The following is a 23,523-nucleotide window of genomic DNA, read 5'->3' on the forward strand; positions in this document are numbered from 1 at the left end:
CCGATGGGTTTGACACCGGTTACCGCGCGCGACCGCGCTTGGCAATCACTCGCCCAGCGGCTCGACGTCCACCGACACGCTCAATTTCTGCGCCCCAGATCCCAGCACCACGCCGTCGATCGGCGCGATGTCGGCATAATCGCGCCCGATCGCCATGATGATATGGTCGCGCGCCATCCAGATGCCGTTGGTCGGATCGACCCCGACCCAGCCCAGCGTCTCGCCACACCACAGCAGCACCCACGCATGCGTCGCATCCGCCCCCACCAGCCGCGACTGGCCCGGCGGCGGCAACGTGCGCAGGTAACCCGAGGCATAGGCCGCGGGCAGCCCGGCGGCGCGCAGGCCGGAGATCATGATCTGCGCGAAATCCTGACACACGCCGCGCTTCGCATCGAACGCCTCGCGCGGCGGGGTGTCGACCAGGGTCGCGGCGGAGTCGAAGTCGAATTCGGTCTGGATCCGCCGGGCGAGCGCGAACGCCGCCTCCAGGCACCCGCGCGCCGGATCGAGTTCCTGCGCGCACCACGCGGCGATAACGGGATCGAGTGCGATGCGCGGGCTGGGGAACAGATATGCCGCCGGGCTCGCCGGCCCCATGTCGCGGCTCGCGCGAGCGAGACGCGCGATCTCGGCCAGCGTCGGGTCGCCGGGCGACGGCACCGGGATCGGGCGGTCGACGGTCATGCGCGCGGTGCTGGTGATGACCAGGCTTTTGGCAGGGCTGTCGATCACCAGCCGCGTGACGTTGGCCAGCCCAGCCTGCGCCCGCGCCGGCCACGTCGCACCCGCCGGCGTGATGGTCAGGTCGTAGCTTTCCAGCGTCTGCCCCGACCACAGAATAGGTTTCAGCCGCAGATTGCACCGCGCGAACGACACCTGCTTGGCATAGTCGAACCGCGTGATGTGCCGGATGGCATAGTGCATCGCGCTCACGCCAGTGTCAGCCCGGCGGCGCGTAAAGGCTCGGCCCCTTGCAGGAAGTAGCGGCGCGACACGGCATTCGACACCAGCGCCAGCCGCGCCTCGACGTCGCGCAGCACGGTGTCGTCGATCTCGACCGCGCGGGTGGTGGCGATGACGGCGGCAAGTGCGGTCGCCTGCGCCTGCTGCGCCTCGGCGATGCCGTCGTCGCCCAGCACCGGAAGTGCTGCCAGATGCTCGCCGATCGCCGCGACCTGGAAGGCGAGGCCGCGCGGGTTGCCCGGATCGAGCGCCACCAGGTCGATCACCGGCACCCGCGCGATCCCGGTCAGATAGCGCTGACGATAGCTGATCTGGCTGTTGGCGAGGTCGAGCAACGTCGACAGGTCGTCCGCGCTCGCACTCTCGCCACCCAGCGCCCGGATCGCCGCGGCCAGCGTCGTCGCCCGCTCGACCCGCCGCCCCATGTCGTGGAACCGCCAGCCGTCGGTGCGGCCCATATGCTCCGCCGACAGCCCGGCGAGCGCCGCGTACCGCCGCTGGAGCGAGCCTGCGCGTTCCAGCATGTGCCCCCGCGTCGGGAACGGCGCGTCGAGCAATTTTATCATATCGGCGGCCAGCCGGTCGCGCGATACGCCGCCGATCTCCCGCGCGCGGCGATTGAGCATCCGCACGCTCTGCCCGCTCTCGGCCTCGAGCGCGGTGCGCGCGAACGCGGTCAGTTCGGCGCGCCTCGTCGACTGCGGCGCCGGCGCCGCGCCTGCCGCCACGATCAGCCCGATCAGCCGCCACAATGTCTCGGGCGACAGCGCCGCGCCCGTGTCCGCGCCGATCGAATGGCCCAGCAGCACACGCACCGCGCTCAACAACGCTTCGCCGCGCTCCAGATAGCGGCCCAGCCAGAACAGATTGTCGGCCACCCGGCTCGGCAACGTCCCCGGATTGCGGCGCAGGTGGACGCTGTCGGTCGGCGGCAGCAGCGACACCGGCGCCACCGCCTCGGCCCCGTGGATGCACACGTCGGCGGACCACATGCCCGTACCCATCACCGCGGCACGCACGTCGGCATGTTCGCCGATCCGCGCGAAGCCGCCCGGCAGCACGGTCCACTTGCCCTCCGCATCGCGCGCCGCGAACACCCGCACGGTAAAGGGGCGCGGCGTCAGTCGGTCCTCGGCGATCACCGGCATCGTCGACAGGCGCACCACTTCCTGCCCGACATAATCCTGCGGACGCCGCTCGATATCGGCGAGCAGGATGCCGCGCTCCTCGGGCGTCAGGTCGCTGCCCAGCACCGGCTTGCCCCCCGGCAGCCCCAGCGGCGCGTCGTCGAACGCCGGCGCGATCACCATGCGGTCGAGGTTCTCGCGCACGTAATCGCACTGCGTCTCACCCCCGCACCACCATGTCGCGACGTTGGGCAGGCGCAGCGTCTCGCCGGTCAGCCGCGTGGCGAGCCCCGGCAGGAACGCGTTGATCGCGGCATTCTCGACCACGCCCGCCCCCGGCGACGACGACAGCACGACATTGCCCGCCGCCATCGCATCGACGAGGCCCGCGACCCCGATCTGCGAGGTCGAATCGAACGCCAGCGGGTCGAGGTAGCGGGGGTCGACCCGCCGCCACAGCGCGTCGATCCGCTTCAGGCCGGCGATCGTCCGCACGTACAGCCGATCCTCGAGCACGGTCAGGTCGGCGCCCTCGACCAGCAGGAAGCCCAGGTAGCGCGCCAGATGCGCCTGCTCGGCATAGCTCGCGTTCCACTTGCCCGGCGTAAGCAGGCCGATGCGCGGCTCGGCGCGGCGGCACACTGCGGCCAGCCCCTCGCGGAACGCCGCGAAGAACGGCGCGTGCCGCTCGATATTCAGCCGCGATTGCAAGCCGCCCAAGGTCCGTGCCACCGAGAGCCGGTTCTCCAGCGCATAGCCCGCCCCGACCGGCGCGCGCACGCCGTCGCCCAGCACGCGCCAGTCCCCCGCCGGCCCGCGGCACAAATCGACCGAATAGAAATGCAGGTGATAGCCACCCGGCGGCGCCAGCCCGACCATCGGCCGCAGGAACTGCGCGCTGCCGGTGACGAGCGTCGCGGGCAGATACCCGTTCGCGACCAGCCGTCCGGGGCCATAGACGTCGGCGACGATCGTCTCCAGCAGCTCGGCACGCTGCGCCACGCCCGTCTCGATATGCCGCCATTCGTCGGCGCCGATCAGCAGCGGCACCGGGGACAGCGGCCACGGGCGCTCGGCATGTTCGCCCGCCACGCGGAAACCGGTGCCGATGTCGCCGGCATGGCGTTGCGCCCGTTCGCGGGTGTCGTCCAGCGCCTCGCCGCCGACCGCGGCCAGCTCCTCCAGCACGATCCGCCACGCATCGCGGTCGACCCCGCGCGCCGTACACAGCACGTCGGCATGCGCGCGCGTGCCGCAATAGTCGGACAGCCACCGCTCGGCGATGGTCGCCGCGTCGAACAGCCCTGTCGGTTGCGCTATGCTCGCCACGTCCGCCCCAATCGCCAGCGCCTCCGTCTCGACCACAGTTGCCGCCGCGGCGCAACCGATGGTTACGCCTCGTGCACCTCGCCCTTCAGCAGGACGTGGGTGCACAGCTGCGCCGCGGGCGTGTCCTGCGCCTCCAGCGCGGCCACCGTCACCCAGCCCTCGCCGCGCATCCGCGCGCCGTCGTCCGCCGACGTGCCGAACGGCAGGAACAGCCGCCGCCGCTCGACCGCGCGACCCGCGGCGTCGAGGATCGGATCGACGTACAGCGACACGCCGACCGCGGGTTCCTCCTTGCCGCCGTCTTCCGCGATCGGATCGTGCAGCACCTTGTACGTGCCCCCGCGCCCGATTTCGCCGAGCGTGCCGGCGGCGAAGATCGAGAAGCCGAGCCAGCTCTGATATTCGAACCCGTGCCGCTCGGTCGGGTCGAGCGTCAGCCCCACGCCCGCCGGCAGCGACGCCACGATCGATTCCAGCGCGTCGAGCCGACTGCCGAGCGCCGCGTGCCCCCGCAGCCGCGCGATCGCCGCGGCAAACGGCCCCGCCGCCTCGATCAGCGGCAGATAGCTCGCATCGATCGCCGCGACCGCACCCGCGTCCTTGGCGTCCAGCGCCGCCGCCAGCGCCGCGTCGCCGCCCAGCGTCGCGACCAGATCGGGCAGGGTGAAGTCGATCGACAAGCCGGTCAGTCCCGCCGCCGTCAGCGCCTCGACCGCGACGCTCACCACCTCGCGCGCGGCGGCGACGCTGTCGAGCCCGATCAGCTCGATCCCGATCTGCCGCATCGCCCGCGCCGGGCGCAGCTCCGACGCGCGCAGCTTCAGCACCGGCCCGGCGTAGGAGAGGCGCAAGGGGCGCGGATGATGGCCCATCCGCGTCGCCGCGATCCGCCCGACCTGCGCGGTGATGTCGGGCCGGATCGCCAGCGTCTTCTGCGACACCGGATCGGTAAACCGCACCGCATCGCGCGCACCCCCCGCCTTCAACCGCCGCGCCAGCCCATCCTCGAACTCGGCGAGCGGCGGGTCGACCTGCTCATAGCCATAGGACCGCGCCGCATCGAGCACCCCCCGCTCCAACCGCGCCGCGGCATCGGCAAACGGCGGCAGGCGATCGTGAAACCCCTCGGGAAGCAGCCCGGTCATATCGAATCTACCCGTTCGGGCTGAGCCTGTCGAAGCCCTGCCCTTCCTTTCATCCATCGGCTAGAAGAAGGGCAGGGCTTCGACAAGCTCAGCCCGAACGGTGGCACGGTCAGTGGGCGAAAGTACCACTTTCGCCCAGACCATCAGAACGCCAGCGCCATCGCGGTCTTCACCCCCGGCAGCGCCTTCACCTTCGTCAGCAGGTCCGACGTCACCGCGTCGTCGACGCTCAGCAGCAGCACCGCCTCGCCGCCGGCATCACGCCGCCCAAGGTGGAACGTGCCGATGTTGACCCCGCTCTCCCCCAGCAGCGAGCCCAGCCGCCCGATGAAGCCCGGCGCGTCCTCGTTCACCACATACAGCATGTGTCCGGCCAGATCGGCCTCGACCTTGATCCCGAACAGCTCGACCAGCCGCGGCGCCTGGTTGCCGAACAGCGTGCCCGCGACCGATCGGTCGCCGGCCTGCGTGCGCACCGTCACGCGCAGCAGCGTATGGTAATCGCCCTCGCGGTCGTGGCGCACTTCGCGCACGTCCAGCCCGCGCTCCTTCGCCAGGAACGGCGCGTTGACCATGTTCACGGTGTCGGAATGCACCCGCATCAGCCCCGCGAGCACCGCGCCGGTGATCGGCTTCTGATTCAGCGCCGCCGCTGCGCCCTCGACCTCGACCGAAATGCCGCTCAGCGCACCGTGCGACAGCTGGCCGACCAGCGAGCCGAGCTTTTCGGCCAGCGCCATATACGGCTTCAGCTTCGGCGCTTCCTCGGCGCTCAGGCTCGGCATGTTCAGCGCGTTGGTGACACCGCCCGAGACAAGGAAATCGGCCATCTGCTCGGCGACCTGGATGGCGACATTGACCTGCGCCTCGCTGGTCGATGCGCCCAGATGCGGGGTCGAGACGAAATTGGGCGTGCCGAACAATGGCGACGCCTTGGCCGGCTCCTCGACAAACACGTCGAGCGCGGCGCCGCCGATGTGGCCCGAATCGAGCCCCGCCTTCAACGCCGCCTCGTCGATCAGTCCGCCGCGCGCGCAGTTGATGATGCGCACGCCGGCCTTGGTCTTGGCGAGATTATCCGCCGACAGGATGTTGCGGGTCTGGTCGGTCAGCGGCGTGTGCAGCGTGATGAAGTCGGCGCGCGCCAGCAGCTCGTCGAGCGTCACCTTCTCGACGCCCATCTCGACCGCGCGCTCCGGCGTGAGGAACGGGTCGAACGCGACGACCTTCATCTTCAGCCCCTGCGCGCGATCGGCGACGATCGAACCGATGTTGCCCGCGCCGATCAGCCCCAGCGTCTTGGACGTCAGCTCGACGCCCATGAAGCGGTTCTTCTCCCACTTGCCGGCCTGCGTGCTCGCATCCGCCTCCGGCAATTGCCGGGCGAGCGCGAACATCAGCGCGATGGCGTGTTCGGCGGTGGTGATCGAGTTGCCGAACGGGGTGTTCATCACCACCACCCCCTTGGCCGAGGCGGCGGGGATATCGACATTGTCGACGCCGATGCCGGCGCGCCCGACGACCTTCAGGTTGGTCGCCGCGTCGAGAATCGCCTTCGTCACCTTGGTCGAGCTGCGGATGGCAAGGCCGTCATAGTCGCCGATCATCGCGGCGAGTTCGTCCGGGGTCTTCCCCGTAATCTCGTCCACCTCGACCCCGCGCTGGCGGAAGATCTCGGCGGCTTTGGGGTCCATTTTGTCGGAAATCAGGACTTTGGGCATGACGTTTGTCTTTCTTGCAAACGTCATCCTGACGAAAGTCAGGATCTCAGGCGGCGTACACGCGGCTTGAGATCCCAGCTTTCGCTGGGATGACGGTAATTAGTTGGAAGCCTTCGTCGTCGCGTAGGCCCAATCGAGCCAGGGCCCGAGCGCCTCGATATCGGCGACATCGACGGTCGCGCCGCACCAGATGCGCAGGCCCGGCGGCGCGTCGCGGTAGCCGGCGACGTCGTACGCCGCGCCGGCTTTCTCCAGTGCCCCGGCCATCGCCTTGATGAACGCCTCGTCCGCGCCTGCGACCGTCAGGCACACGCTGGTCCGCGACCGCGTGTCCTCGTCCTCGGCCAGATGCCCCAGCCAGTCGCGCTCGGCGACGATCTTGTCGAGCGCGGCGGCATTGGCGTTCGACCGTGCGATCAGGCCATCGGCGCCGCCCACCGTCTTCGCCCATTCGAGTGCAGCGATGCAGTCCTCGACCGCCAGCATCGACGGCGTATTGATCGTCTCGCCCTTGAAGATGCCCTCGGTCAGCTTGCCCTTGGACACGAGGCGGAATATTTTGGGCAACGGCCACGCCGGGGTGTAGCTCTCCAGCCGCTCGACCGCGCGCGGCCCCAGGATCAGCACGCCGTGCCCGCCCTCGCCGCCCAGCACCTTCTGCCAGCTGAACGTCGCGACATCGACCTTCGCCCAGTCGATCGGATAGGCGAAGACTGCGCTCGTCGCGTCGGCGAACGACAGCCCTTCGCGGTCCGCCGGGATCCAGTCGGCATCGGGAACGCGCACGCCGCTCGTCGTGCCGTTCCAGGTGAACAGCACGTCATGGCTCCAGTCCACCGCGGCCAGATCGGGCAGCTGCCCGTAATCGGCGCGCAGCACGACGGGGTCGATCTTCAGCTGCTTGACCGCATCGGTCACCCAGCCCTCGCCGAAGCTTTCCCACGCCAGCGTGGTGACGGGGCGCGCTCCCAGCATCGTCCACATCGCCATTTCGAACGCGCCGGTGTCGCTGCCGGGCACGATGCCGATGCGGTGCGTATCGGGCAGGCGGAGCAGTTCGCGCATCAGGTCGATGCAAAGCTGCAGCCGCGCCTTGCCGATTTTCGACCGGTGCGATCGGCCCAGCGATTCGGTGGCGAGCTTTTCGGGAGCCCATCCGGGCGGCTTGGCGCACGGGCCCGACGAAAAATACGGGCGTGCAGGCGTCTGCGCCGGGGGCGCGGGTAACTCGGTCATGTCAGTCTCTCCTTGCAGAGAGCACGCGCGGCGTTGGGACCGCGTGGCCCGTCGGCGGCCCTACAGCCATTGTGCAGCGCGTCAAGCCCGGCGCATGTCGCTTTCGACGTTTTCGGTCGCAAGTCCTCGGATCGACGCAGTTTTATTACCGATCGGCGCAGCTCATCGCACAGTGTCTTGTCGCGGGCACCACCCTGCCGCACCACGCGGCGATGCGGTGGGGAACATGGGCGCGGACCGGGGCCGCAATCGGCATCGCGCTGTCGCTCGCCGCCTGCGGTAGTGGGCCGACCCGCACCGATCTTCCGACGCGCCCGCGCAACTCTCCCCCCATCGTGCTGACCCAGCCCCCCAGCCGCGCGACGCAGGCGTGCTACGCCGACCTGCTTCAACAGAGTGTCCGCTATTCCGCCCTGCCCGACCGCGACTATGGCGGCGGGTGCCTGCTGACCGGCACGCTCCAGCTGATCGACTACGGCGTCCCGACCACCAACCTGCGCGCGATGGCCTGCCCGCTCGCGCGCACGTTCGTCGCCTGGGTCCGCTACGGCGTGGTGCCATCAGGCCGCGAGATCCTGGGCAGCCCGGTCGTGCGGGTCGAAAGCATGGGTACCTATGCCTGCCGCAACACCGTGGGGACGCGCACCATCAACCGCCTGAGCGAACATGCGGTCGGCAACGCCGTCGACGTGTCGGCGTTCGTGCTGGAGGACGGGCGACGCATCACCATCGAGCGCGACTGGCGCAACCCCGACCCGGCGGTGCAGGATTTCCTCCAGACCGTCCGCCGCTCGGCCTGCAAGCGGTTCGGCACCGTGCTGTCACCCGATTACAACGCGGCCCACTACAACCACCTCCACCTCGATCTCGGGCGCGGTGGATTGTGTCGGTAGCGATTCGCGGTTAGTCCTCCCGCCAATGACAGACACCAAAGTACCGGACCGCGTCTTTCCGCGGGCCAAGCAGGACGCCGAAACCGCAGCCCACGGCGTCACCACTCCCCAGACCGCGCATCCGGCCTACCGCCTCGCCTTCCAGGACATGGACTTCCTGCTGCGGGAGGATCTGCGGCCCGTGCGCTTCCAGCTCGAACTGCTGAAGCCCGAGCTGATCCTCGAGGAAGCGAAGATCGCGTCGACCTTCGTTTTCTACGGATCGGCGCGCATCCCCGAGCCGGTGAAGGCGCAGGCGATGCTCGACGCCGCCCCCGCCGACGGCCCGCAGCGCAAGATCGCCGAACGGCTGGTCGAAAAGTCGCGCTATTACGACGTCGCGCGCGAGTTGGCGCAGATGGTCAGCAATTTCCCCCTCGATGAAGCCGGGATGCGCCACTTCGTCGTCACCTCGGGCGGTGGCCCCTCGATCATGGAGGCGGCGAACCGCGGCGCACTGGACGTCGGTGCCGAATCGATCGCGCTCAACATCGTCCTGCCGCACGAACAGGCGCCGAACCCATATGTGACGCCGGCGCTGAGCATGCAGTTCCACTATTTCGCGCTCAGGAAGATGCACTTCCTGCTCCACGCGCGCGCGCTCGCCGCCTTCCCGGGCGGGTTCGGCACATTCGACGAACTGTTCGAGCTGCTGACGCTGATCCAGACCGGCAAGATCAAGCCGATCCCGATCCTGCTCTACGGCCGCGCCTTCTGGGAGCGCGTCGTCGATTTCCCCGCGCTGGTCGAGGAAGGCGTGATCTCGGAGCGCGACCTGTCGCTCTTCACCTTCTGCGAAACCGCGCAGGAAGGCTGGGACATCGTCCGCAAGTATTATGAGGGCGCCGGCACCGTTTGAGGGGTGTCGGCGGGGTGGCGCGCAGACGTTCCGTGACGGAGCGCCTGCGGGTCGGGCCTAGCTCTTGATCAGCCACGACGTGGCGATTCCGCGGATTGCTTGCGCAATCCGCTGGCCGCCCACACCTTACTTCGGTGCACGTTCCTTCGCCGCCGGATCGACCGACGGGGCGCCGGCTGCCGGAGTCGCGCTTTCGACGACATTCGCGGTCGCGCCAGTCGTAGCATTGCCCTCGACCGCGGCGGCGGCGTTCGAGCCTTCGCCGGCAGCAGCCGCTGCGTCGGGCGCGCCCGCTGCCGGAGCGGCGGGGAGCGGCAGGTTGGAGCCTTGCGCGTTCAGATACGCGATCACGTTCGCGCGTTCCTCGGCATTACCCAGGCCAGCGAAGGTCATCTTGGTGCCGTCGGCGAACTTGCGCGGGCTCTTCAGCCACGCGTCCATCGTGTCGAAGTCCCACTTGCCGCCCTTGGCCTTCAGCGCCTCGGAAAAGGCGAAGCCGGCCTTGCCCTGCGCGATCGCTTCGCCGAGCGTCGCGTACAGGTTCGGGCCGACGCCGTTCGCGCCGCCCTGCGTGATGGTGTGGCACGCCGCGCACTTGGCGAAGCTCGCCTGGCCCTTGGCGGCGTCGGCGGTGGCGAGGCGGGTCGCAATCGGGGCTTCGGCAGCGCCGCCGCCGGCGCCGGATTCCTCGACGCCCTCGATCGGATAGCCCATCTTCTCCGGGCGCCCGCCGTGGAACGCCATGCCGCTGGCGATCGAGAGACCCAGTGCCGCGACGCAGCCAGCGAGCACCCAGCCCGCGATCGTGTTGCCTCGATTGTCCATTGCCCGCCGTTTTTATGAAAAAGTGGAAAGTCGGCCCCCTTTAGGGTGCGGCTTGCGCCATCGCAAGCGGGCGCTTACCCGCCGCCGCACATGGAAAACTTCGCCGCCCCCGCCCGCCCGATCGTCGCGCGCATGACCGATGCCGCCGCCGCCGAGCCCAACCGCGCGGTCGCGTTCCAGGGCGCGCCCGGCGCCAACAGCCATGTCGCTGCGATGGAGGCGTTCCCGACCGGCCTGCCGCTGCCCTGCTTCGACTTCGCCGATGCGATCGAGGCGGTGCAGACCGGCGCCGCCGACTGCGCGATCATCCCGATCGAGAATTCGCTCCACGGCCGCGTCGCCGACATCCATTTCCTGCTGCCCGAATCGGGGCTGGTCATCACCGGCGAGCATTTCCTGTCGATCCGCCACGCGCTGCTCTCGGTCGGGCCGCAGGATGCGGTGCGTGAGGCGATGAGCCATCCGCAGGCGCTCGGCCAGTGCCGCCACTGGTTGCGCAAGAACGGCATCGCCGCGATCGCCTATCCCGACACCGCCGGCGCCGCCGCGGTGGTGGCGGAACGCGCCGACCCCGCCATCGCCGCACTCGCGCCCCCCGCCGCCGCCGCGCTCTACGGGTTGCAGGTGCTGGCAGAGGACGTGTCGGACGCCGCGCACAACGTCACCCGCTTCGTGACGCTCGCCCGCCAAGCGCCCCCGCTCACCGGCGCCGGCCCGTTCATGACCACGCTGATCTTCGAGGTAAAGAACGTGCCCGCCGCGCTCTACAAGGCAATGGGCGGCTTCGCGACCAACGGCGTCAACATGACGAAGCTCGAAAGCTATCAGCGCGGGGCGAGCTTCGCCGCGACCGAATTCTACGCCGACATCGTCGGCCAGCCCGGCGACCCCGCGGTCGATCGCGCACTCGACGAACTGGGCTATCATTCGAAATGGGTGAGGCTGCTGGGAACGTACCGCCAAGCCCGCACGCGCCCCTAACCCGCCACCCAAACTTCCAGCAACGTCCGCGCGATCGCATAGCGCGGCGGCGGCAGGAACGGCGCCTCCTCCCCGGCAAGCGCCGCGCGGACCTCGTCCCGCGTCACCCACATCGCATCCTCGATCTCCGCGGTATCGATTGCCAGCACATCGCTGTCCGCGGTCGCGAAGGCACCGATCATCAACTGCCCCGGAAACGGCCACGGCTGGCTCGCGACATAGCGCACGTCGCGCACCCGCACCCCGGCTTCCTCATACACTTCGCGCGCGACGGCCTCTTCCATCGACTCGCCCGGCTCGACGAAGCCGGCCAGCGCCGAATAGCGCCGCGGCGGCCACGGATGCCCGCGCCCGAGCAGCGCCCGCCCCTCGAACTCGGCGAGCATGATGACGACGGGGTCGGTGCGCGGGAAATGCTCGGCGGCGCACGCCGGGCATTTGCGCGCCCAGCCGCCGCGGATCACCTCGGTCGCCGTGCCGCAATTCGCGCAGAACCGGTGCCGCGCGTGCCACCCGGTCAGGCTGCGCACCGTGCCGAAGATCGCCGCCTCGTCCGCCGGCATCGTCTCGAGCATGCGGTACAGCGCCGGCGACCGCGCCGGTCCGCTCGCGTCGCCGGGGCGGCTCTCGGCGAAATGCGGGCGTCCACCGTCATCCAGCCCCAGGAACAGCAGCGCGCCGTCCTCCGCGGCATCGGCCAGCGTCGTCCACGCGATCCGCCCGTCCTCACCGATAGCCGGATCGCCGCGATCCAGCCGCAGCAACCGCGCCCGCCAGTCCCCCGCCGCCGCCGCCAGCGCCTCCGCATCGCCGCGGATATGATCGGCCCGGTCGAGCCAGCTGCCGGTGAAGCCGATGTCGGTCATGCTAGCCACCAAACCCGATACTCACCCCAAACCCGACGCTCACCTCAAACCCAAGGCTCACCCCAACACCGCTCGTCTCGAGTAGCGATCGAGCTTGTCGAGAGCGCGTATCGAGAGATACCCTCTTGTGGCACCCACCTCTCGATACATCGTCTCGACAGGCTCGACGATTACTCGAGGCGAACGGAAGAATATCGGGCGTTACCAACAATCCTACCGCCGCCCATCGGCATACAGCGCCTTCACCACATCCGCGCGCAGCGGCCATTTGTCGGCGGGGAAGTAGTTGACCATCACCGTCCCGCGAATCTTCCGCACCGGATCGACCCACGCGATCGTGCCCGCGGCGCCGCCCCAGCCATAGGTGCCCTTGCTCGCGCCGCCGGGCACGTCGCGCAGATACACCGATCCGCCCGCGCCATAGCCCATCGCGCCCGCGCTCTGCCCGCCGGTGTTGCCGTCGACCCCGCCGAACACGACGCCTGTCGGCAGCAGGTTCGACATGGCGAGCCTGACCGTCGCCGGCTTCATCACGCGCACGCCGTCCAGCGTCCCCTCGTTCGCCAGCATGTGCAGGAACCGGTCGTAATCGCGCGCCGACATGACCAGACCTGCGCCACCATAGGGGAAGCTCGGCGGTTGCAGATAGACCGACGTCTTCGCCGGATCGAACGGGAACATGTTGGCGCCCGCGAAGGCATAATTATCGGCCAGCCGCCCGACCTCGCTCGCCGGCACCGTCCAGTAGCTCGAGCGCATCTTGAGCGGATCGAACAGCCGCGTCTGCACGAAGCGTTCGAACGGCACGCCCGACGCCTTCTCGACCACCGCGGCCATCACGTCGAGGCCGATCGAATAGCTCCACTTGGTCCCCGGCTCGGCGATCAGCGGCAGCGTCGCGACGCGGCCGGCGAATTCCTGCAAGGACTTCGGGCGCGCGGCGCGGGCCTGCGCCTCGACCGCGGCATTGACCGCCGCCGGCAGGATCCCCAGCCGCTCGCTTTCCTTCAGCAACGGCCCCTTGGCGGAGATGCTGTAGCTCAGGCCGGCGGTGTGGGTCAGCAGCATCCTGACCGTGATCGGCGTCTTCGCGGGCACGCTGTCGAGCGAGGTGTCGGGGCTGGACAGCACCTTCATCGCCTTGAAGCCCGGATAGAAATCGCTGACCGACTGGTCGAGGCGCAGCTTGCCCTCCTCGATCAGGATCATCGCGGCCATCGCCGTGATCGGCTTGGTCATCGAATAGACCCGCCACAGCGTGTCCGGCCCGGCCTTCGCCGCGCCCGGATCGGTCGAGATCGCGCCGGCTTGCGGAAATGCCGGGGGAGCGTCGCCCTGGCCGATCGCGGCGACGATGCCGGGCATCTTGCCGTCGCGGACATAGCCGTCGAACAGCGCCTGGACGGCGGGATAGGCCGGCGTCTCGCGCACCGCGATCGGTGCGGTCATGCGCGGCGCGGGCTGCACCTGCCACGCGTGGGCGGCAAACGCGCTGCCGCTCATCAGGATCACCGCGCTCACCAGTTTCAACCGCATCGCACTCTCCTCATCGCATCCGCCGCCTTGGCGAAGACCGTCGGCAGTCCCGCCGAATCGAGCGCGTCGACCGGCCACCATTCGCCGCCCGCTTCCTGCGCCGCCGCCGTGGCGCTCGCAAGGCGAAGTTCGAGGCGGAAGTGGGTGAAGACATGGGTGATCGTCTCCGGGTGCCAGCCCCACGCCGCGTCCGCCGGTGCTTCCGCAAGGCCCGGTGGCTCCGCGACCCACGGCCCGGTCGGCAGCGCGCGCATGCCGCCCAGCAACCCCTTCGCCGGACGCCGCACCAGCAGCACGCAGGGCCCCGCCTCCAGCCAGAAGATCGTGCCGTGACGCACCGGCTTCGCGGCCTTGGCCTTGCGCGGCGGATAGGCCTCGGGATCGCCGCTCGCATATCCCGCGCAGTGGTCGCGGAGCGGGCACAGAAGACATTTGGGCGCGCGCGATGTGCAGATGCCCGAGCCCAGATCCATCATCGCCTGCGCGAAATCGCCCGCCCGCGCGTCGGGCGTGATCGCGTCGGCCAGCGCCCGCGCCTGTCCCCCGTCGTCGGCGAACAGCCGCGCGACGACCCGCTTCACGTTCGCATCGACCACCACCGCCCGCCTGCCGAACGCGATCGCGCTGATCGCCGCGGCGGTGTAATCGCCGAGCCCCGGCATCCGCCGCAAAGCCGCCTCGTCCTCCGGGAAGCGCCCGCCATGCTCGGAGGCGACGACGCGCGCGCACGCCACCAGGTTGCGGGCGCGGGCATAGTATCCCAGCCCCGCCCACGCCGACATCACATCGGCCTCGTCCGCCGCCGCAAGCGCAGCGAAATCGGGCCAGCGCGCCACCCACGCCTCGAACCGCGGGCGCACCGCCGCGACCGTCGTCTGCTGGAGCATCACCTCCGACAGCCACACCCGGTACGGGTCGGTCGCGTTCGCCCCCGGCGGCGCCCGCCACGGCAGCACGCGGGCGTTGGCATCGTACCAGGCGAGCAACTTGGGCGCGATATCGTCGGGACGCTTGGCGGACACGCCCGCGCTATGGCATGAGGGGCGCCGATGCCGAAGCCCTCCGCCCCGAAATCGCCACGCAGCGCCGCAGGCGCCAAGGCCGAGCCGGTGCGGTCGAATCGCCCGCGCCCGGTCGCCGAGCTGCTGCCCGACGTGGGCCGCGCAGCGTTTCGCAAGTTCGGCTTCGTCCAGTCCTCGGTCGTCAGCCGCTGGGCGGACATCGTCGGCCCGAAATACGCCCGCGTCTCCGCCCCCGAATCGATCCGCTTCCCGATGGGCGAGCGGTCGCAGGGCACGCTGACGCTGACCGTCGCCGGCGCCCACGCCACGATGATGCAGCACATCGCGCCCGAGATCGTCGACCGGGTCAACCGCTTCTTCGGCTATGGCGCAGTCGCGAAACTCGTCATCCGGCAGGGCGACGTGCAGCGCGCGCCGGCCCGCGTCGCCCCGCCCGCGGTCCGCCCGGTCAGCCACGAACTCGGCGAATCGCTCCGCACCATCGCCGACCCCGAACTGAAGGCGGTGCTCGCCTCGCTCGCCGCGGGGGTAGAGGCGGTTCGCGACATTCCAGTCATCGGCAAGGTTTCCTGATTTGCGTATCCTGTTCGTGCTCGCCGCCCTGTTCACGCTCGCCGCCGCGCCGCCGGCCAGGGACTGGCGCACCACCGCCGTCACCACGCCGTCGGGGTCGTTCGCGATCGGCAACCCGGCGGCGCCGGTGAAGCTCGTCGAATATCTCAGCTTCACCTGCCCGCACTGCGGCCATTTCGTCGCCGAATCGAAGACCGCCCTCCACGACGGCTGGGTTCGCAATGGTTCGGTGCGGGTAGAGACGCGCGCGGCGATGCGCGACGCCTATGACGTCGCCGCATGGACGGTGGCACGCTGTGCCGGCCCGGCGCGCTTCGACCGCCTGTCGCGCGCGATCTTCGCGCAGCAGGACGTGTGGACGACGCGCGGCAGCACCTGGGCGCAGGCCAATCTCGCGAAGCTGAAAGCCATGCCCGAGCGCGCGCAGGTCCGCGCCATCGCCGACAATTCGGGGCTCTCCGCGATCGCCGCGCGCACCGGGCTGACCCCCGCGGCACTCACCGCCTGCCTCGCCACCGACGTCCAGCGGAAGCAGCTGATGGCGATGACCGACGCTGCCTTCGCGAAGATTCCGGGCACCCCCGGCTTCGAAATCAACGGCGCGCTGGTCGAGGGTTTCGACTGGGCGACGCTTGAACCGCAACTCCGCGCCGCCGGCGCCCGCTAACCCAACGGAGCATCCCTACATGCGTATCCTGACCGCCCTTGCCGCCGCGACCGCCCTCACCGCATGCGGCGGCAACGGCAGCAACACGACGACCGTCGACAACGTCACTGCCGCCGCGCCGGTCGCCGCCAAGGCCGCGCCCGCGGGCACCAACTGGGTCGAGACGGTCACGCGCACGCCCGAGGGCGGCTGGCTGATGGGCAACCCCGATGCCCCGATCAAGCTGGTCGAATTCGGCAGCCGCACCTGCCACGTGTGCCGCGAGTTCGACGAGGTCGGCTACACCCCGCTGACGACCAAATATGTCGCGACCGGCAAGGTCTCTTACGAATTCCGCGACTTCCTGCGCAACGGCGCCGATGTGGCGGCGGCGCTGGTCGGCGGCTGCGGCGGGACGGGTCCGTTCTTCCCGATCCTCAACCAGATGTACGCCGACCAGCCGCGCGTGCTCGATGTGTTGCAGAAGCTGCCGCAGAGCTATTACGACGAGCTCGGCAAGCTCAACCAGGGCCAGCAGGCGACGAAGTTCGCGGAAGGGGCCGGCTACATCGACTTCGCCAAGCAGCGCGGCATTCCCGAGGCGCAGGCACGCACCTGCCTCGCCGATGCCAAGGCCGCCGAGCAGCTCATCAAGATGAACGAGAAGGCGAACGCCGACTATCCGATCCCCGGCACGCCGACGTTCCTGCTGAACGGCAAGATGCTGGAGAACACCGTCAGCTGGCCGCAGGTCGAAACCGCGCTGAAATCCGCGGGGGCGTAAACCCGATCGATGGGCCGGGGGGCGACATCAACCAAACCGTTCGTGCTGAGCGAAGTCGAAGCACCTGGGTCGAGCCGGCCTTTCGACTTCGCTCAGGGCGAACGGATGTTCTCCAGGCGCTGAGATGCGCATAAAGCGCCTCCGCCTCACCGGCTTCAAGAGCTTCGTCGACCCCGCCGACCTCCGCATCGAGGCGGGGCTCACCGGCGTCGTCGGCCCCAACGGCTGCGGCAAGTCGAACCTGCTCGAGGCGCTGCGCTGGGTGATGGGCGAAACCAGCGCGCGGTCGATGCGCGGCGCCGGCATGGACGACGTCATCTTCGCCGGCACCGCGACGCGCCCCGCGCGTGATTTCGCCGAGGTGTCGATCCTCGCCGACGACGTCACCGATGTCGGCACCGGCGAGGGCGGGGAGCTGGAGGTCGTCCGCCGCATCGAACGCGGCGCCGGTTCCGCCTATCGCATCAACGGGCGCGACGTGCGCGCGAAGGACGTCGCCCTCGCCTTCGCCGACGCCGCGACCGGCGCGCACTCCCCCGCGCTCGTCAGCCAGGGCCGCATCGGCGCGATCATCGCCGCCCGCCCCGCCGAGCGCCGCGCGATGCTGGAGGAAGCCGCCGGCATCGCTGGCCTCCACGTCCGCCGCAAGGACGCCGAGCAGAAACTGCGCGCGACCGAGGCCAACCTCACTCGCCTCGACGAGGTCATCACCGATCAGGAGGCCCGCGCCGCCCAGCTGAAGCGCCAGGCCCGCCAGGCCGAACGCTACCGGCTGGTGTCTGCCCAGATTCGCGTCGCCGAGGGGCGGATGATCTTTGCCCGCTGGCGCGACGCCGCCACCGCCGCCGACGCCGCCAAGGCTGAGGCGACCGCTGCCGACGCCCTTGTCGCCACCCTTGCCGAGGCCCAGCGCGCCGCCGCCGCCCACCAGACGCAAGCGACCGAGCGTCTCGGCGACGCCCGCGCCGCCGCGCTCGCCGCCCGCGACCGCGCGAGCGAGGCCGGCCACGCACTCGCCGCCTTGCGCGCCGATCACGCCGCCGCGGTCCGCCGCCTGGCCGAAGTCGCCGACCAGACCCGCCGCCTGACCGACGACCGCGCCCGCGAAGGCGCGCTCGCGCATGACGCCGCGGAGGCGCTCGACCGGTTGGCGGCAGAGGGCACGGCGCTCGACACCCGCATCGCCGACGCCGCCCAGCGCCTGCCGAGCCTCGACGCGCTGCTCGCCGATGCCGAGCGCACCGCCCGCGATGCCGAAGTCGCGCTGGCGCAGGCACTTGGCGCGCAAGCCAGCGAAGCCGCCGACGCCCGCGTCGCCGCCGCCGCGCGCGACACCGCCCGCGCCCGCGTCGACCGCGCCGCCCGCGATAGCGCCGCGCTCGACCGCGAGGCGGCGCAGGTCGCCGACCCCGCCCCGATCGCCGCCGAGCGCGACGCCGCCGCCACCGCCCAGACCCGGGCCGCCACCGACGCCGCCGCCGCCCGCCGCGCGCTCGACACCGCGACCGCCGCCGAAGCCGCGGCGCGCGACCGCCGCGATGCCGCCCAGTCCGTCCGCGCCGCCGCCCACGCCGATCTCGCCGCGATCGACAGCGAGGCGCGCGCGCTGGCGAAGGCGACAGCGCCATCGGGCAAGGACCGGCTGCTCGACCGCGTCCGCCCCGCCGCCGGCTACGAGCGCGCGCTGGCCGCTGCGCTTGGCGACGATCTCGACGCCGGGCTCGACGCCGCCGCCGATCGCCATTGGGCGGGCGCCGCACCACTGCCCGGCGACCCGCCCGCCCCCGCCGGCACGGCCCCGCTCGCCGCGCATGTCGCTGCGCCCGACCAGCTCGCCCGCCGCCTTTCGCAAGTCTTCGTCGCCGACGCCGACACCGGCCAGCCGCTCGCGGTCGGCCAGCGCCTCGTCAGCCGCGACGGGCGCCTGCGCCGCTGGGACGGCTATGTCGCGGTCGGGAGCGGGGCCGCCGCCGCCGCGCGGCTCGAACGCGTCAACCGCATCGCCGCGCTGGAGGCGGCACGCGCCCCCGCCGCCGACGCGGTCGCCGACGCCGATGCCGCGCTGGCCGCGATCGACACCGCCGCCGCCGACGCCCGCATACAGGCCATCGCCGCCCGCACCGCGCTGTCCGCCGCCGACCAGGCCGAGCGCGACGCCGCCCGCGCCGAGGATCGCGCCACCGCCCAGCTCGAACGCCTCGCCAGCCAGCGCGGCGATCTCGACGCCCGCCGCGCCCGCCTTGCCGCCGACGCCGACGAAGCGAGCGCCGACCTGACCCGCGCCGAAGCCGCGCTCGCCGCACTCCCCGACGGCGCCGCCACCCGCGCCCGCGTCGCGACCCTCTCCGCCGCCGCCGACGCCGCCCGCGCCACCGTCGCCACCGCCCGCGCCGATCGCTCGGGACTCGACCGCGAGCGTGCCGCCGCCCGCGAACGCGCCGCCGCCGCAAGCGCCGAGGCGAAGGGCTGGAAGGCCCGCGCCGGCGAAGCCGCGCGCCGCATCGCCGACATGGCCCGCCGCGAAGCCGATCTTGCTGCCGAAGCCCAATCCCTCGCCGCCCGCCCCGACGCCCTCGCCACCGCGATCGCCGCCGCCGAAGCCTCTGCGCTCACCGCACGCGCCGATGCCGACACCGCCGCCACCGCGGAGCGCGCTGCCGAGACGACGCTGCGCGACACCGAAGCCACCGCCGCCCGCGCGGCCGAGGCGCTCGCCGAAGCCCGTGAGGCCCGCGCCGGCGCCACCGCCCGCGCCGAGAACCAGGAACTGCGCCGGGTGGAGATGGGGCGCCTCTCGGGCGAACGCTTCGAATGCCCGCCCCCTCTCCTCCCCGAGCGTGCGGGCTTCGTGGCCGATGACGTCCGCTCCCCCCAGGACGAATCCGCCGCCCACGAACGCCTGAGCGCCGAGCGCGAGCGCATCGGCCCGGTCAACCTCGTCGCCGAAACCGAACTCGCCGAACTCGAAACCTCAGCGAGCGACTCCGCGCGCGAACGCGACGAGCTCGCCCAGGCGATCAACCGCCTGCGCGGCTCGATCGGCACCCTCAATCGTGAGGGGCGCGAACGCCTGCGCACCGCGTTCGAGTCGGTCGACGGCCATTTCCGCCGCCTGTTCACCACGCTGTTCAGCGGCGGCCAGGCGCATCTGGCGCTGATCGATTCGGACGACCCACTCGAAGCGGGGCTCGAGATCATGGCCCAGCCGCCCGGCAAGCGCCTCCAGTCGCTGACGCTCTTGTCGGGCGGCGAACAGGCGCTGACCGCGGTCGCGCTGATCTTCGCGCTGTTCCTGACCAACCCGGCCCCGATCTGCGTGCTGGACGAAGTCGACGCGCCGCTGGACGACGCCAACATCGAGCGCTTCTGCGACCTGCTCGACGCGATGACGCGCGAGACGGACACCCGCTATCTGATCGTCACCCACAACGCCGCGACCATGGGTCGTATGCACCGCCTGTTCGGCGTGACGATGATCGAAAAGGGCATCAGTCGCCTAGTGTCGGTCGACCTCGGCGGCGCGGCGAGTTTGCTGGCAGCGGAGTAGAGACATGTCTTTTCGATCGGCGCGCATGGTGCGCATCTTTTGCCCGGTGTCCGACCAGGCGCTTGCCGCCTTGCTCTCGGGTCGCTGCCACGATGCGGAAGCCGATCGCGCTTTGTCGGCGATCCTAGCCCTTATTCGCGGCGCCGGTCCGCTCGGTGACTTTGAAATCTACACCGGCGTCGTCGAGCTATCACCCGTCTGGGAAAGCTTTCGTCCCACGGCATTGGCACAGCCGGTTGCGGGCGCGGCGGGGACGATTGCCTGGTCGCCCACGATCGCGGTGACGACTTGGGTACGCGGCGACGTCTCCGAATCCGTTTTCTCGGACGCGATCGACGCCTTGCTGGCCGCCCACCCTTGGGAAGTGCCCGTTATCGAAATTAGCCACGTACGGCTGGCGACGCGTTCCGCGAAATAGGCGGCTCAGCCATCGCCCCGCGCCTTTTCGTGGTGCCGGATCACTTCGTCGATAATGAAGCGGAGAAATTTCTCCGAGAACTCCGGGTCCAGATTCGCTTCCGCCGCCAGCCCCCTCAATCGCGCGATCTGCGCATCCTCGCGCCCCGGATCGGCGGGCGGCAGCTTCGCGCTCGCCTTGTAGCGCCCCACCGCCTGCGTCACCTTGAACCGCTCGGCCAGCATGAAGACCAGGGCGGCATCGATATTGTCGATGCTCTGGCGATAGCGCTCCAGCGTCGGGTCGGTCATGCACCTCTTCTGAAGCGCCGGTGGCACGCGCGCAAGGCCCGCGAACCCGTGCGAAAGGCTTGCCTTTCACGCCCCGCGCCGCCATTTGCACCCGCAGCATGAGCGCCTCGATCCACCGCCTGGGCGACCGCCGCCCGCCGTCGCTCGATCCGATGCTGGCGCTGGTCGCGCACGACATGAACCTCGTCAATCGCGAGATCCTCGACCGGATGCAGTCGGACATCCCGCTGATTCCCGAACTCGCCGGCCATCTGATCGCGGGCGGGGGCAAGCGCATGCGCCCGATGCTGACGCTGGCAAGCGCGAAGCTGCTCGGCTACCCCGGCAACCGCCACCACCGCCTCGCCGCCGCGGTCGAATTCATCCACACCGCGACCCTGCTCCACGACGACGTCGTCGATTCGTCGGATCTGCGCCGCGGGCGCCGCACCGCCAACATCATCTGGGGCAATCCGGCGAGCGTCCTCGTCGGCGACTTCCTGTTCAGCCGCAGCTTCGAACTGATGGTCGAGGACGGCTCGCTAAAGGTGCTGAAAATCCTCTCCAACGCCTCCGCCGTCATCGCGGAGGGCGAGGTCAATCAGCTGACCGCAGTGCGCCGCATCGATCTCGGCGAGGAACGCTATCTCGACATCATCGGCGCGAAGACCGCGGCGCTGTTCGCCGCCGCCTGCCGCATCGCCGCGGTGGTCGCCGAACGGTCGGAGGGCGACGAGGCCGCGCTCGACGCCTACGGTCGCAACCTCGGCATCGCGTTCCAGCTGGTCGACGACGCGCTCGACTACACCTCCGACGCCGGCACGATGGGCAAGGACGCCGGCGACGATTTCCGGGAGGGCAAGATGACCCTGCCGATTATCCTCGCCTATGCCCGCGCCGATGCCGAGGGCCGCGATTTCTGGCAGGACGCGGTGCTCGGGCGGCGCAATTCGGACGAGGATTTCGCCGAAGCCGTCCGCCGCATCCAGGCGACACGCGCCGTCGACGACACGCTCGCGCGTGCGCGCCACTACGGTCAGCGCGCGATCGACGCGCTCGGCCGCTTCGAAAGCGGCGCCGCGAAGGACGCGATGATCGAAGCGGTAGAATTCGCCGTCGCCCGCGCGTTCTAAGACCCTCCGACAGTGCCAACCCAATCCGTTCGTTTCGAGCGCAGTCGAGAAACATGCCCCGGGCGATCGCTTATGTTTCTCGACTGCGCTCGAAACGAACGGGGGGCTGGTAACGGCCTCCTGACCCCATGACCTTCGCCGTCGACATGGGGCTCGACCCCGCCGGGCGCCCGATCGCGATCGATCTCGAGGAACTGCTCGCCACCCGTCTGCTCGTCCAGGGCAATTCGGGATCGGGCAAGTCGCACCTCCTGCGCCGCCTGCTCGAACGTTCGGCGGGGCAGGTTCAGCAGATCATCGTCGATCCGGAGGGCGATTTCGTCACCCTGTCCGACGCCTACGGCCATGTCGCGATCGAGGCGGTCGAGTATTCGCTGCCCGAGATCGCCAAATTCGCCGCCCGCGCGCGTGAACACCGCACCTCGATCGTCCTCAGCCTCGAGGGGCTGGAGATGGAGGGCCAGATGCGCTGCGCCACCGCGTTCCTGATGGGGCTGTTCGATGCGCCGCGCGAACACTGGTTCCCCGCGTTGGTGGTGGTCGACGAGGCGCAGATCTTCGCGCCCTCGGGCGGGGCCGAAGTCGCCGAGGAAGTGCGCCGCACCACCCTGTCGGCGATGGCGAACCTGATGTCGCGCGGGCGCAAGCGGGGTCTCGCCGGCATCATCGCCACCCAGCGGCTGGCGAAGCTCAGCAAGAACGTCGCGGCGGAGGCGTCCAATTTCCTGATGGGCCGCACCTTCCTCGACATCGACATGGCCCGCGCCGCAGACCTGCTCGGCATGGAGCGCCGCCAGGCCGAGAGCATCCGCGACCTCCAGCGCGGCACCTTCCTCGGCCTTGGCCCCGCCATCGCGCGGCGCCCGGTCACGGTGAAGATCGGCGCGGTCGACACCTCGGCACGCAGCTCCAGCCCGAAGCTCGTGCCGCTCCCGACCCAGCCCGTCGCGAACGGCGAGCAATGGCTGCTCGACGGCCTGATCGCGCCGCTGCCCCCTGCGCCGCCGCCGCCCCCCCCGCCGCTGCCGGTCGATGCGGTGCTGCGCGAAATGGCGCCGGTGCCGCCCACCGAATTCGAATTCCCCGCCCCCGACGCACCCGATCCGGACGTGGTCGTGTCCGACGCCTTGCGCGCCATCGTCGAGGATCCCGAATCGGCGACCCGCCCCGCGGCGGTGCTCCACCAAGATTTCGCCGTCCGCTGCCGCATGGCCGGCATCCGCCGCGCGCCGCTCGATCCCACCGCCTTCGCCCGCCGCCTCGCCGCCGCCCGCGCCGGCATCTTCGGCAAGCTCGAGGGCGAATGGGCCGAGGCGATGGCCGCCGCACAGGGGCTGCCCGACGACATGATCGGCGCCTTCCTGCTGATCGCCCGCGCCGCGCGCGAGGGGGAGGCCGCCCCCAGCGACGAGGCGATCGCCCGCACCTACGGCACTAGCTCGCTCGGCCGCGCCCGCCGCATGATCGGCTACATGGAAACCCGCGACATTATCGTCACCCGCATCGACCTGTCCGGCCGCCGCTCGATCACTATCCCGCGCCTCGGGTGGAGCACGGCATCGGCGGAGGCGTGAGGCTGTCCTACAGGGGGCAGAATGTGCTTGGGTA

Annotated in this window: 20 protein-coding genes; 10 read left to right on the forward strand and 10 right to left on the reverse strand. The window is 70.5% G+C overall.

Annotated elements, in window-relative coordinates:
- Window positions 1-45 precede the first annotated feature (45 nt).
- The 5 genes from M9980_RS10515 to M9980_RS10535 all read right to left on the reverse strand — a co-directional run bounded on the left by M9980_RS10515 (window position 46) and on the right by M9980_RS10535 (window position 7,524).
- The gene (locus M9980_RS10515; protein WP_250750373.1) at window positions 46-927 is read right to left on the reverse strand and encodes a transglutaminase family protein; all 882 of its coding nucleotides are present in this window, start codon (window positions 925-927) and stop codon (window positions 46-48) included.
- Between the two features lie 5 nt (window positions 928-932).
- Complete coding sequence (locus M9980_RS10520; RefSeq protein WP_250754885.1) at window positions 933-3,422, reverse strand: circularly permuted type 2 ATP-grasp protein; 2,490 nt, start codon at window positions 3,420-3,422, stop codon at window positions 933-935.
- A gap of 62 nt (window positions 3,423-3,484) precedes the next feature.
- On the reverse strand, window positions 3,485-4,567 hold the full coding sequence (locus tag M9980_RS10525; RefSeq protein WP_250750375.1) for an ATP phosphoribosyltransferase regulatory subunit: 1,083 nt from the start codon (window positions 4,565-4,567) through the stop codon (window positions 3,485-3,487).
- 143 nt (window positions 4,568-4,710) lie between these two features.
- Window positions 4,711-6,288: a phosphoglycerate dehydrogenase gene (gene serA / locus M9980_RS10530; RefSeq protein ID WP_250750384.1), complete on the reverse strand. Its 1,578-nt coding sequence runs from the start codon at window positions 6,286-6,288 to the stop codon at window positions 4,711-4,713.
- A gap of 99 nt (window positions 6,289-6,387) precedes the next feature.
- Window positions 6,388-7,524, reverse strand: a complete 1,137-nt coding sequence (locus M9980_RS10535; RefSeq protein ID WP_250750386.1) for a phosphoserine transaminase — start codon at window positions 7,522-7,524, stop codon at window positions 6,388-6,390.
- A 212-nt stretch (window positions 7,525-7,736) separates the two neighbouring features.
- On the opposite strand from M9980_RS10535, the gene M9980_RS10540 reads away from it, so the two are divergent.
- The gene (locus M9980_RS10540) at window positions 7,737-8,417 is read left to right on the forward strand and encodes an extensin-like domain-containing protein (protein WP_250750388.1); all 681 of its coding nucleotides are present in this window, start codon (window positions 7,737-7,739) and stop codon (window positions 8,415-8,417) included.
- A gap of 25 nt (window positions 8,418-8,442) precedes the next feature.
- On the forward strand, window positions 8,443-9,315 hold the full coding sequence (locus tag M9980_RS10545) for an LOG family protein (protein ID WP_250750401.1): 873 nt from the start codon (window positions 8,443-8,445) through the stop codon (window positions 9,313-9,315).
- A 126-nt stretch (window positions 9,316-9,441) separates the two neighbouring features.
- On the opposite strand, the gene M9980_RS10550 is transcribed toward M9980_RS10545, so the two are convergent.
- Window positions 9,442-10,140: a c-type cytochrome gene (locus tag M9980_RS10550; protein ID WP_250750403.1), complete on the reverse strand. Its 699-nt coding sequence runs from the start codon at window positions 10,138-10,140 to the stop codon at window positions 9,442-9,444.
- 90 nt (window positions 10,141-10,230) lie between these two features.
- On the opposite strand from M9980_RS10550, the gene M9980_RS10555 reads away from it, so the two are divergent.
- Window positions 10,231-11,121 (forward strand): prephenate dehydratase, encoded by an 891-nt coding sequence (locus M9980_RS10555; RefSeq protein WP_250750405.1) that lies wholly within the window; start codon window positions 10,231-10,233, stop codon window positions 11,119-11,121.
- On the opposite strand, the gene nudC is transcribed toward M9980_RS10555, so the two are convergent.
- The 3 genes from nudC to M9980_RS10570 all read right to left on the reverse strand — a co-directional run bounded on the left by nudC (window position 11,118) and on the right by M9980_RS10570 (window position 14,545).
- Window positions 11,118-11,987, reverse strand: a complete 870-nt coding sequence (gene nudC / locus M9980_RS10560) for an NAD(+) diphosphatase (protein ID WP_250754887.1) — start codon at window positions 11,985-11,987, stop codon at window positions 11,118-11,120. The two genes, M9980_RS10555 and nudC, sit on opposite strands and share 4 nt — an antisense overlap.
- Before the next feature lie 213 nt (window positions 11,988-12,200).
- Window positions 12,201-13,523 carry a serine hydrolase domain-containing protein gene (locus M9980_RS10565; protein ID WP_250750407.1) on the reverse strand — a complete coding sequence of 441 codons (1,323 nt, stop codon included), beginning with the start codon at window positions 13,521-13,523 and terminating at the stop codon, window positions 12,201-12,203.
- Window positions 13,514-14,545, reverse strand: coding sequence for an A/G-specific adenine glycosylase (locus M9980_RS10570; RefSeq protein WP_250750409.1), 1,032 nt, complete (start codon window positions 14,543-14,545; stop codon window positions 13,514-13,516). The genes M9980_RS10565 and M9980_RS10570 overlap by 10 nt, the downstream gene beginning before the upstream one ends.
- Before the next feature lie 27 nt (window positions 14,546-14,572).
- Here M9980_RS10570 and M9980_RS10575 point away from each other — a divergent pair, with 27 nt between their 5' ends.
- The 5 genes from M9980_RS10575 to M9980_RS10595 all read left to right on the forward strand — a co-directional run bounded on the left by M9980_RS10575 (window position 14,573) and on the right by M9980_RS10595 (window position 20,513).
- Window positions 14,573-15,118 carry a DUF721 domain-containing protein gene (locus M9980_RS10575; protein ID WP_250750421.1) on the forward strand — a complete coding sequence of 182 codons (546 nt, stop codon included), beginning with the start codon at window positions 14,573-14,575 and terminating at the stop codon, window positions 15,116-15,118.
- Between the two features lies 1 nt (window position 15,119).
- A complete protein-coding gene (locus M9980_RS10580; protein WP_250750426.1) occupies window positions 15,120-15,785 on the forward strand; it encodes a DsbA family protein in 666 nt (221 codons plus the stop codon).
- A 19-nt stretch (window positions 15,786-15,804) separates the two neighbouring features.
- Window positions 15,805-16,548, forward strand: a complete 744-nt coding sequence (locus tag M9980_RS10585) for a thioredoxin domain-containing protein (protein ID WP_250750429.1) — start codon at window positions 15,805-15,807, stop codon at window positions 16,546-16,548.
- A gap of 124 nt (window positions 16,549-16,672) precedes the next feature.
- On the forward strand, window positions 16,673-20,095 hold the full coding sequence (locus M9980_RS10590) for a chromosome segregation SMC family protein (RefSeq protein WP_250750431.1): 3,423 nt from the start codon (window positions 16,673-16,675) through the stop codon (window positions 20,093-20,095).
- A 25-nt stretch (window positions 20,096-20,120) separates the two neighbouring features.
- Window positions 20,121-20,513, forward strand: a complete 393-nt coding sequence (locus tag M9980_RS10595; protein ID WP_250750434.1) for a YqfO family protein — start codon at window positions 20,121-20,123, stop codon at window positions 20,511-20,513.
- Between the two features lie 5 nt (window positions 20,514-20,518).
- On the opposite strand, the gene M9980_RS10600 is transcribed toward M9980_RS10595, so the two are convergent.
- A complete protein-coding gene (locus tag M9980_RS10600; protein ID WP_250750435.1) occupies window positions 20,519-20,803 on the reverse strand; it encodes a chorismate mutase in 285 nt (94 codons plus the stop codon).
- Window positions 20,804-20,901: 98 nt separating this feature from the next.
- Here M9980_RS10600 and M9980_RS10605 point away from each other — a divergent pair, with 98 nt between their 5' ends.
- Both M9980_RS10605 and M9980_RS10610 read left to right on the forward strand, forming a co-directional pair.
- Window positions 20,902-21,915 (forward strand): polyprenyl synthetase family protein, encoded by a 1,014-nt coding sequence (locus M9980_RS10605; protein ID WP_250750438.1) that lies wholly within the window; start codon window positions 20,902-20,904, stop codon window positions 21,913-21,915.
- A 128-nt stretch (window positions 21,916-22,043) separates the two neighbouring features.
- Window positions 22,044-23,489, forward strand: coding sequence for a helicase HerA domain-containing protein (locus M9980_RS10610; RefSeq protein ID WP_250750448.1), 1,446 nt, complete (start codon window positions 22,044-22,046; stop codon window positions 23,487-23,489).
- Window positions 23,490-23,523 lie beyond the last annotated feature (34 nt).

Source organism: Sphingomonas donggukensis, from assembly GCF_023674425.1.
GTDB lineage: Bacteria > Pseudomonadota > Alphaproteobacteria > Sphingomonadales > Sphingomonadaceae > Sphingomonas > Sphingomonas donggukensis.

Excerpts from the sequence above, each read along its gene's own strand:
- M9980_RS10515 (WP_250750373.1), bottom strand. The coding sequence starts at position 927 with ATGCACTATGCCATCCGGCACATCACGCGGTTCGACTATGCCAAGCAG.
- M9980_RS10525 (WP_250750375.1), bottom strand. The coding sequence starts at position 4,567 with ATGACCGGGCTGCTTCCCGAGGGGTTTCACGATCGCCTGCCGCCGTTT.
- serA (WP_250750384.1), bottom strand. The coding sequence starts at position 6,288 with ATGCCCAAAGTCCTGATTTCCGACAAAATGGACCCCAAAGCCGCCGAG.
- M9980_RS10535 (WP_250750386.1), bottom strand. The coding sequence starts at position 7,524 with ATGACCGAGTTACCCGCGCCCCCGGCGCAGACGCCTGCACGCCCGTAT.
- M9980_RS10540 (WP_250750388.1), top strand. The coding sequence starts at position 7,737 with ATGCGGTGGGGAACATGGGCGCGGACCGGGGCCGCAATCGGCATCGCG.
- M9980_RS10545 (WP_250750401.1), top strand. The coding sequence starts at position 8,443 with ATGACAGACACCAAAGTACCGGACCGCGTCTTTCCGCGGGCCAAGCAG.
- M9980_RS10550 (WP_250750403.1), bottom strand. The coding sequence starts at position 10,140 with ATGGACAATCGAGGCAACACGATCGCGGGCTGGGTGCTCGCTGGCTGC.
- M9980_RS10555 (WP_250750405.1), top strand. The coding sequence starts at position 10,231 with ATGGAAAACTTCGCCGCCCCCGCCCGCCCGATCGTCGCGCGCATGACC.
- nudC (WP_250754887.1), bottom strand. The coding sequence starts at position 11,987 with ATGACCGACATCGGCTTCACCGGCAGCTGGCTCGACCGGGCCGATCAT.
- M9980_RS10565 (WP_250750407.1), bottom strand. The coding sequence starts at position 13,523 with ATGCGGTTGAAACTGGTGAGCGCGGTGATCCTGATGAGCGGCAGCGCG.
- M9980_RS10575 (WP_250750421.1), top strand. The coding sequence starts at position 14,573 with ATGCCGAAGCCCTCCGCCCCGAAATCGCCACGCAGCGCCGCAGGCGCC.
- M9980_RS10585 (WP_250750429.1), top strand. The coding sequence starts at position 15,805 with ATGCGTATCCTGACCGCCCTTGCCGCCGCGACCGCCCTCACCGCATGC.
- M9980_RS10590 (WP_250750431.1), top strand. The coding sequence starts at position 16,673 with ATGCGCATAAAGCGCCTCCGCCTCACCGGCTTCAAGAGCTTCGTCGAC.
- M9980_RS10595 (WP_250750434.1), top strand. The coding sequence starts at position 20,121 with ATGGTGCGCATCTTTTGCCCGGTGTCCGACCAGGCGCTTGCCGCCTTG.
- M9980_RS10600 (WP_250750435.1), bottom strand. The coding sequence starts at position 20,803 with ATGACCGACCCGACGCTGGAGCGCTATCGCCAGAGCATCGACAATATC.
- M9980_RS10605 (WP_250750438.1), top strand. The coding sequence starts at position 20,902 with ATGAGCGCCTCGATCCACCGCCTGGGCGACCGCCGCCCGCCGTCGCTC.
- M9980_RS10610 (WP_250750448.1), top strand. The coding sequence starts at position 22,044 with ATGACCTTCGCCGTCGACATGGGGCTCGACCCCGCCGGGCGCCCGATC.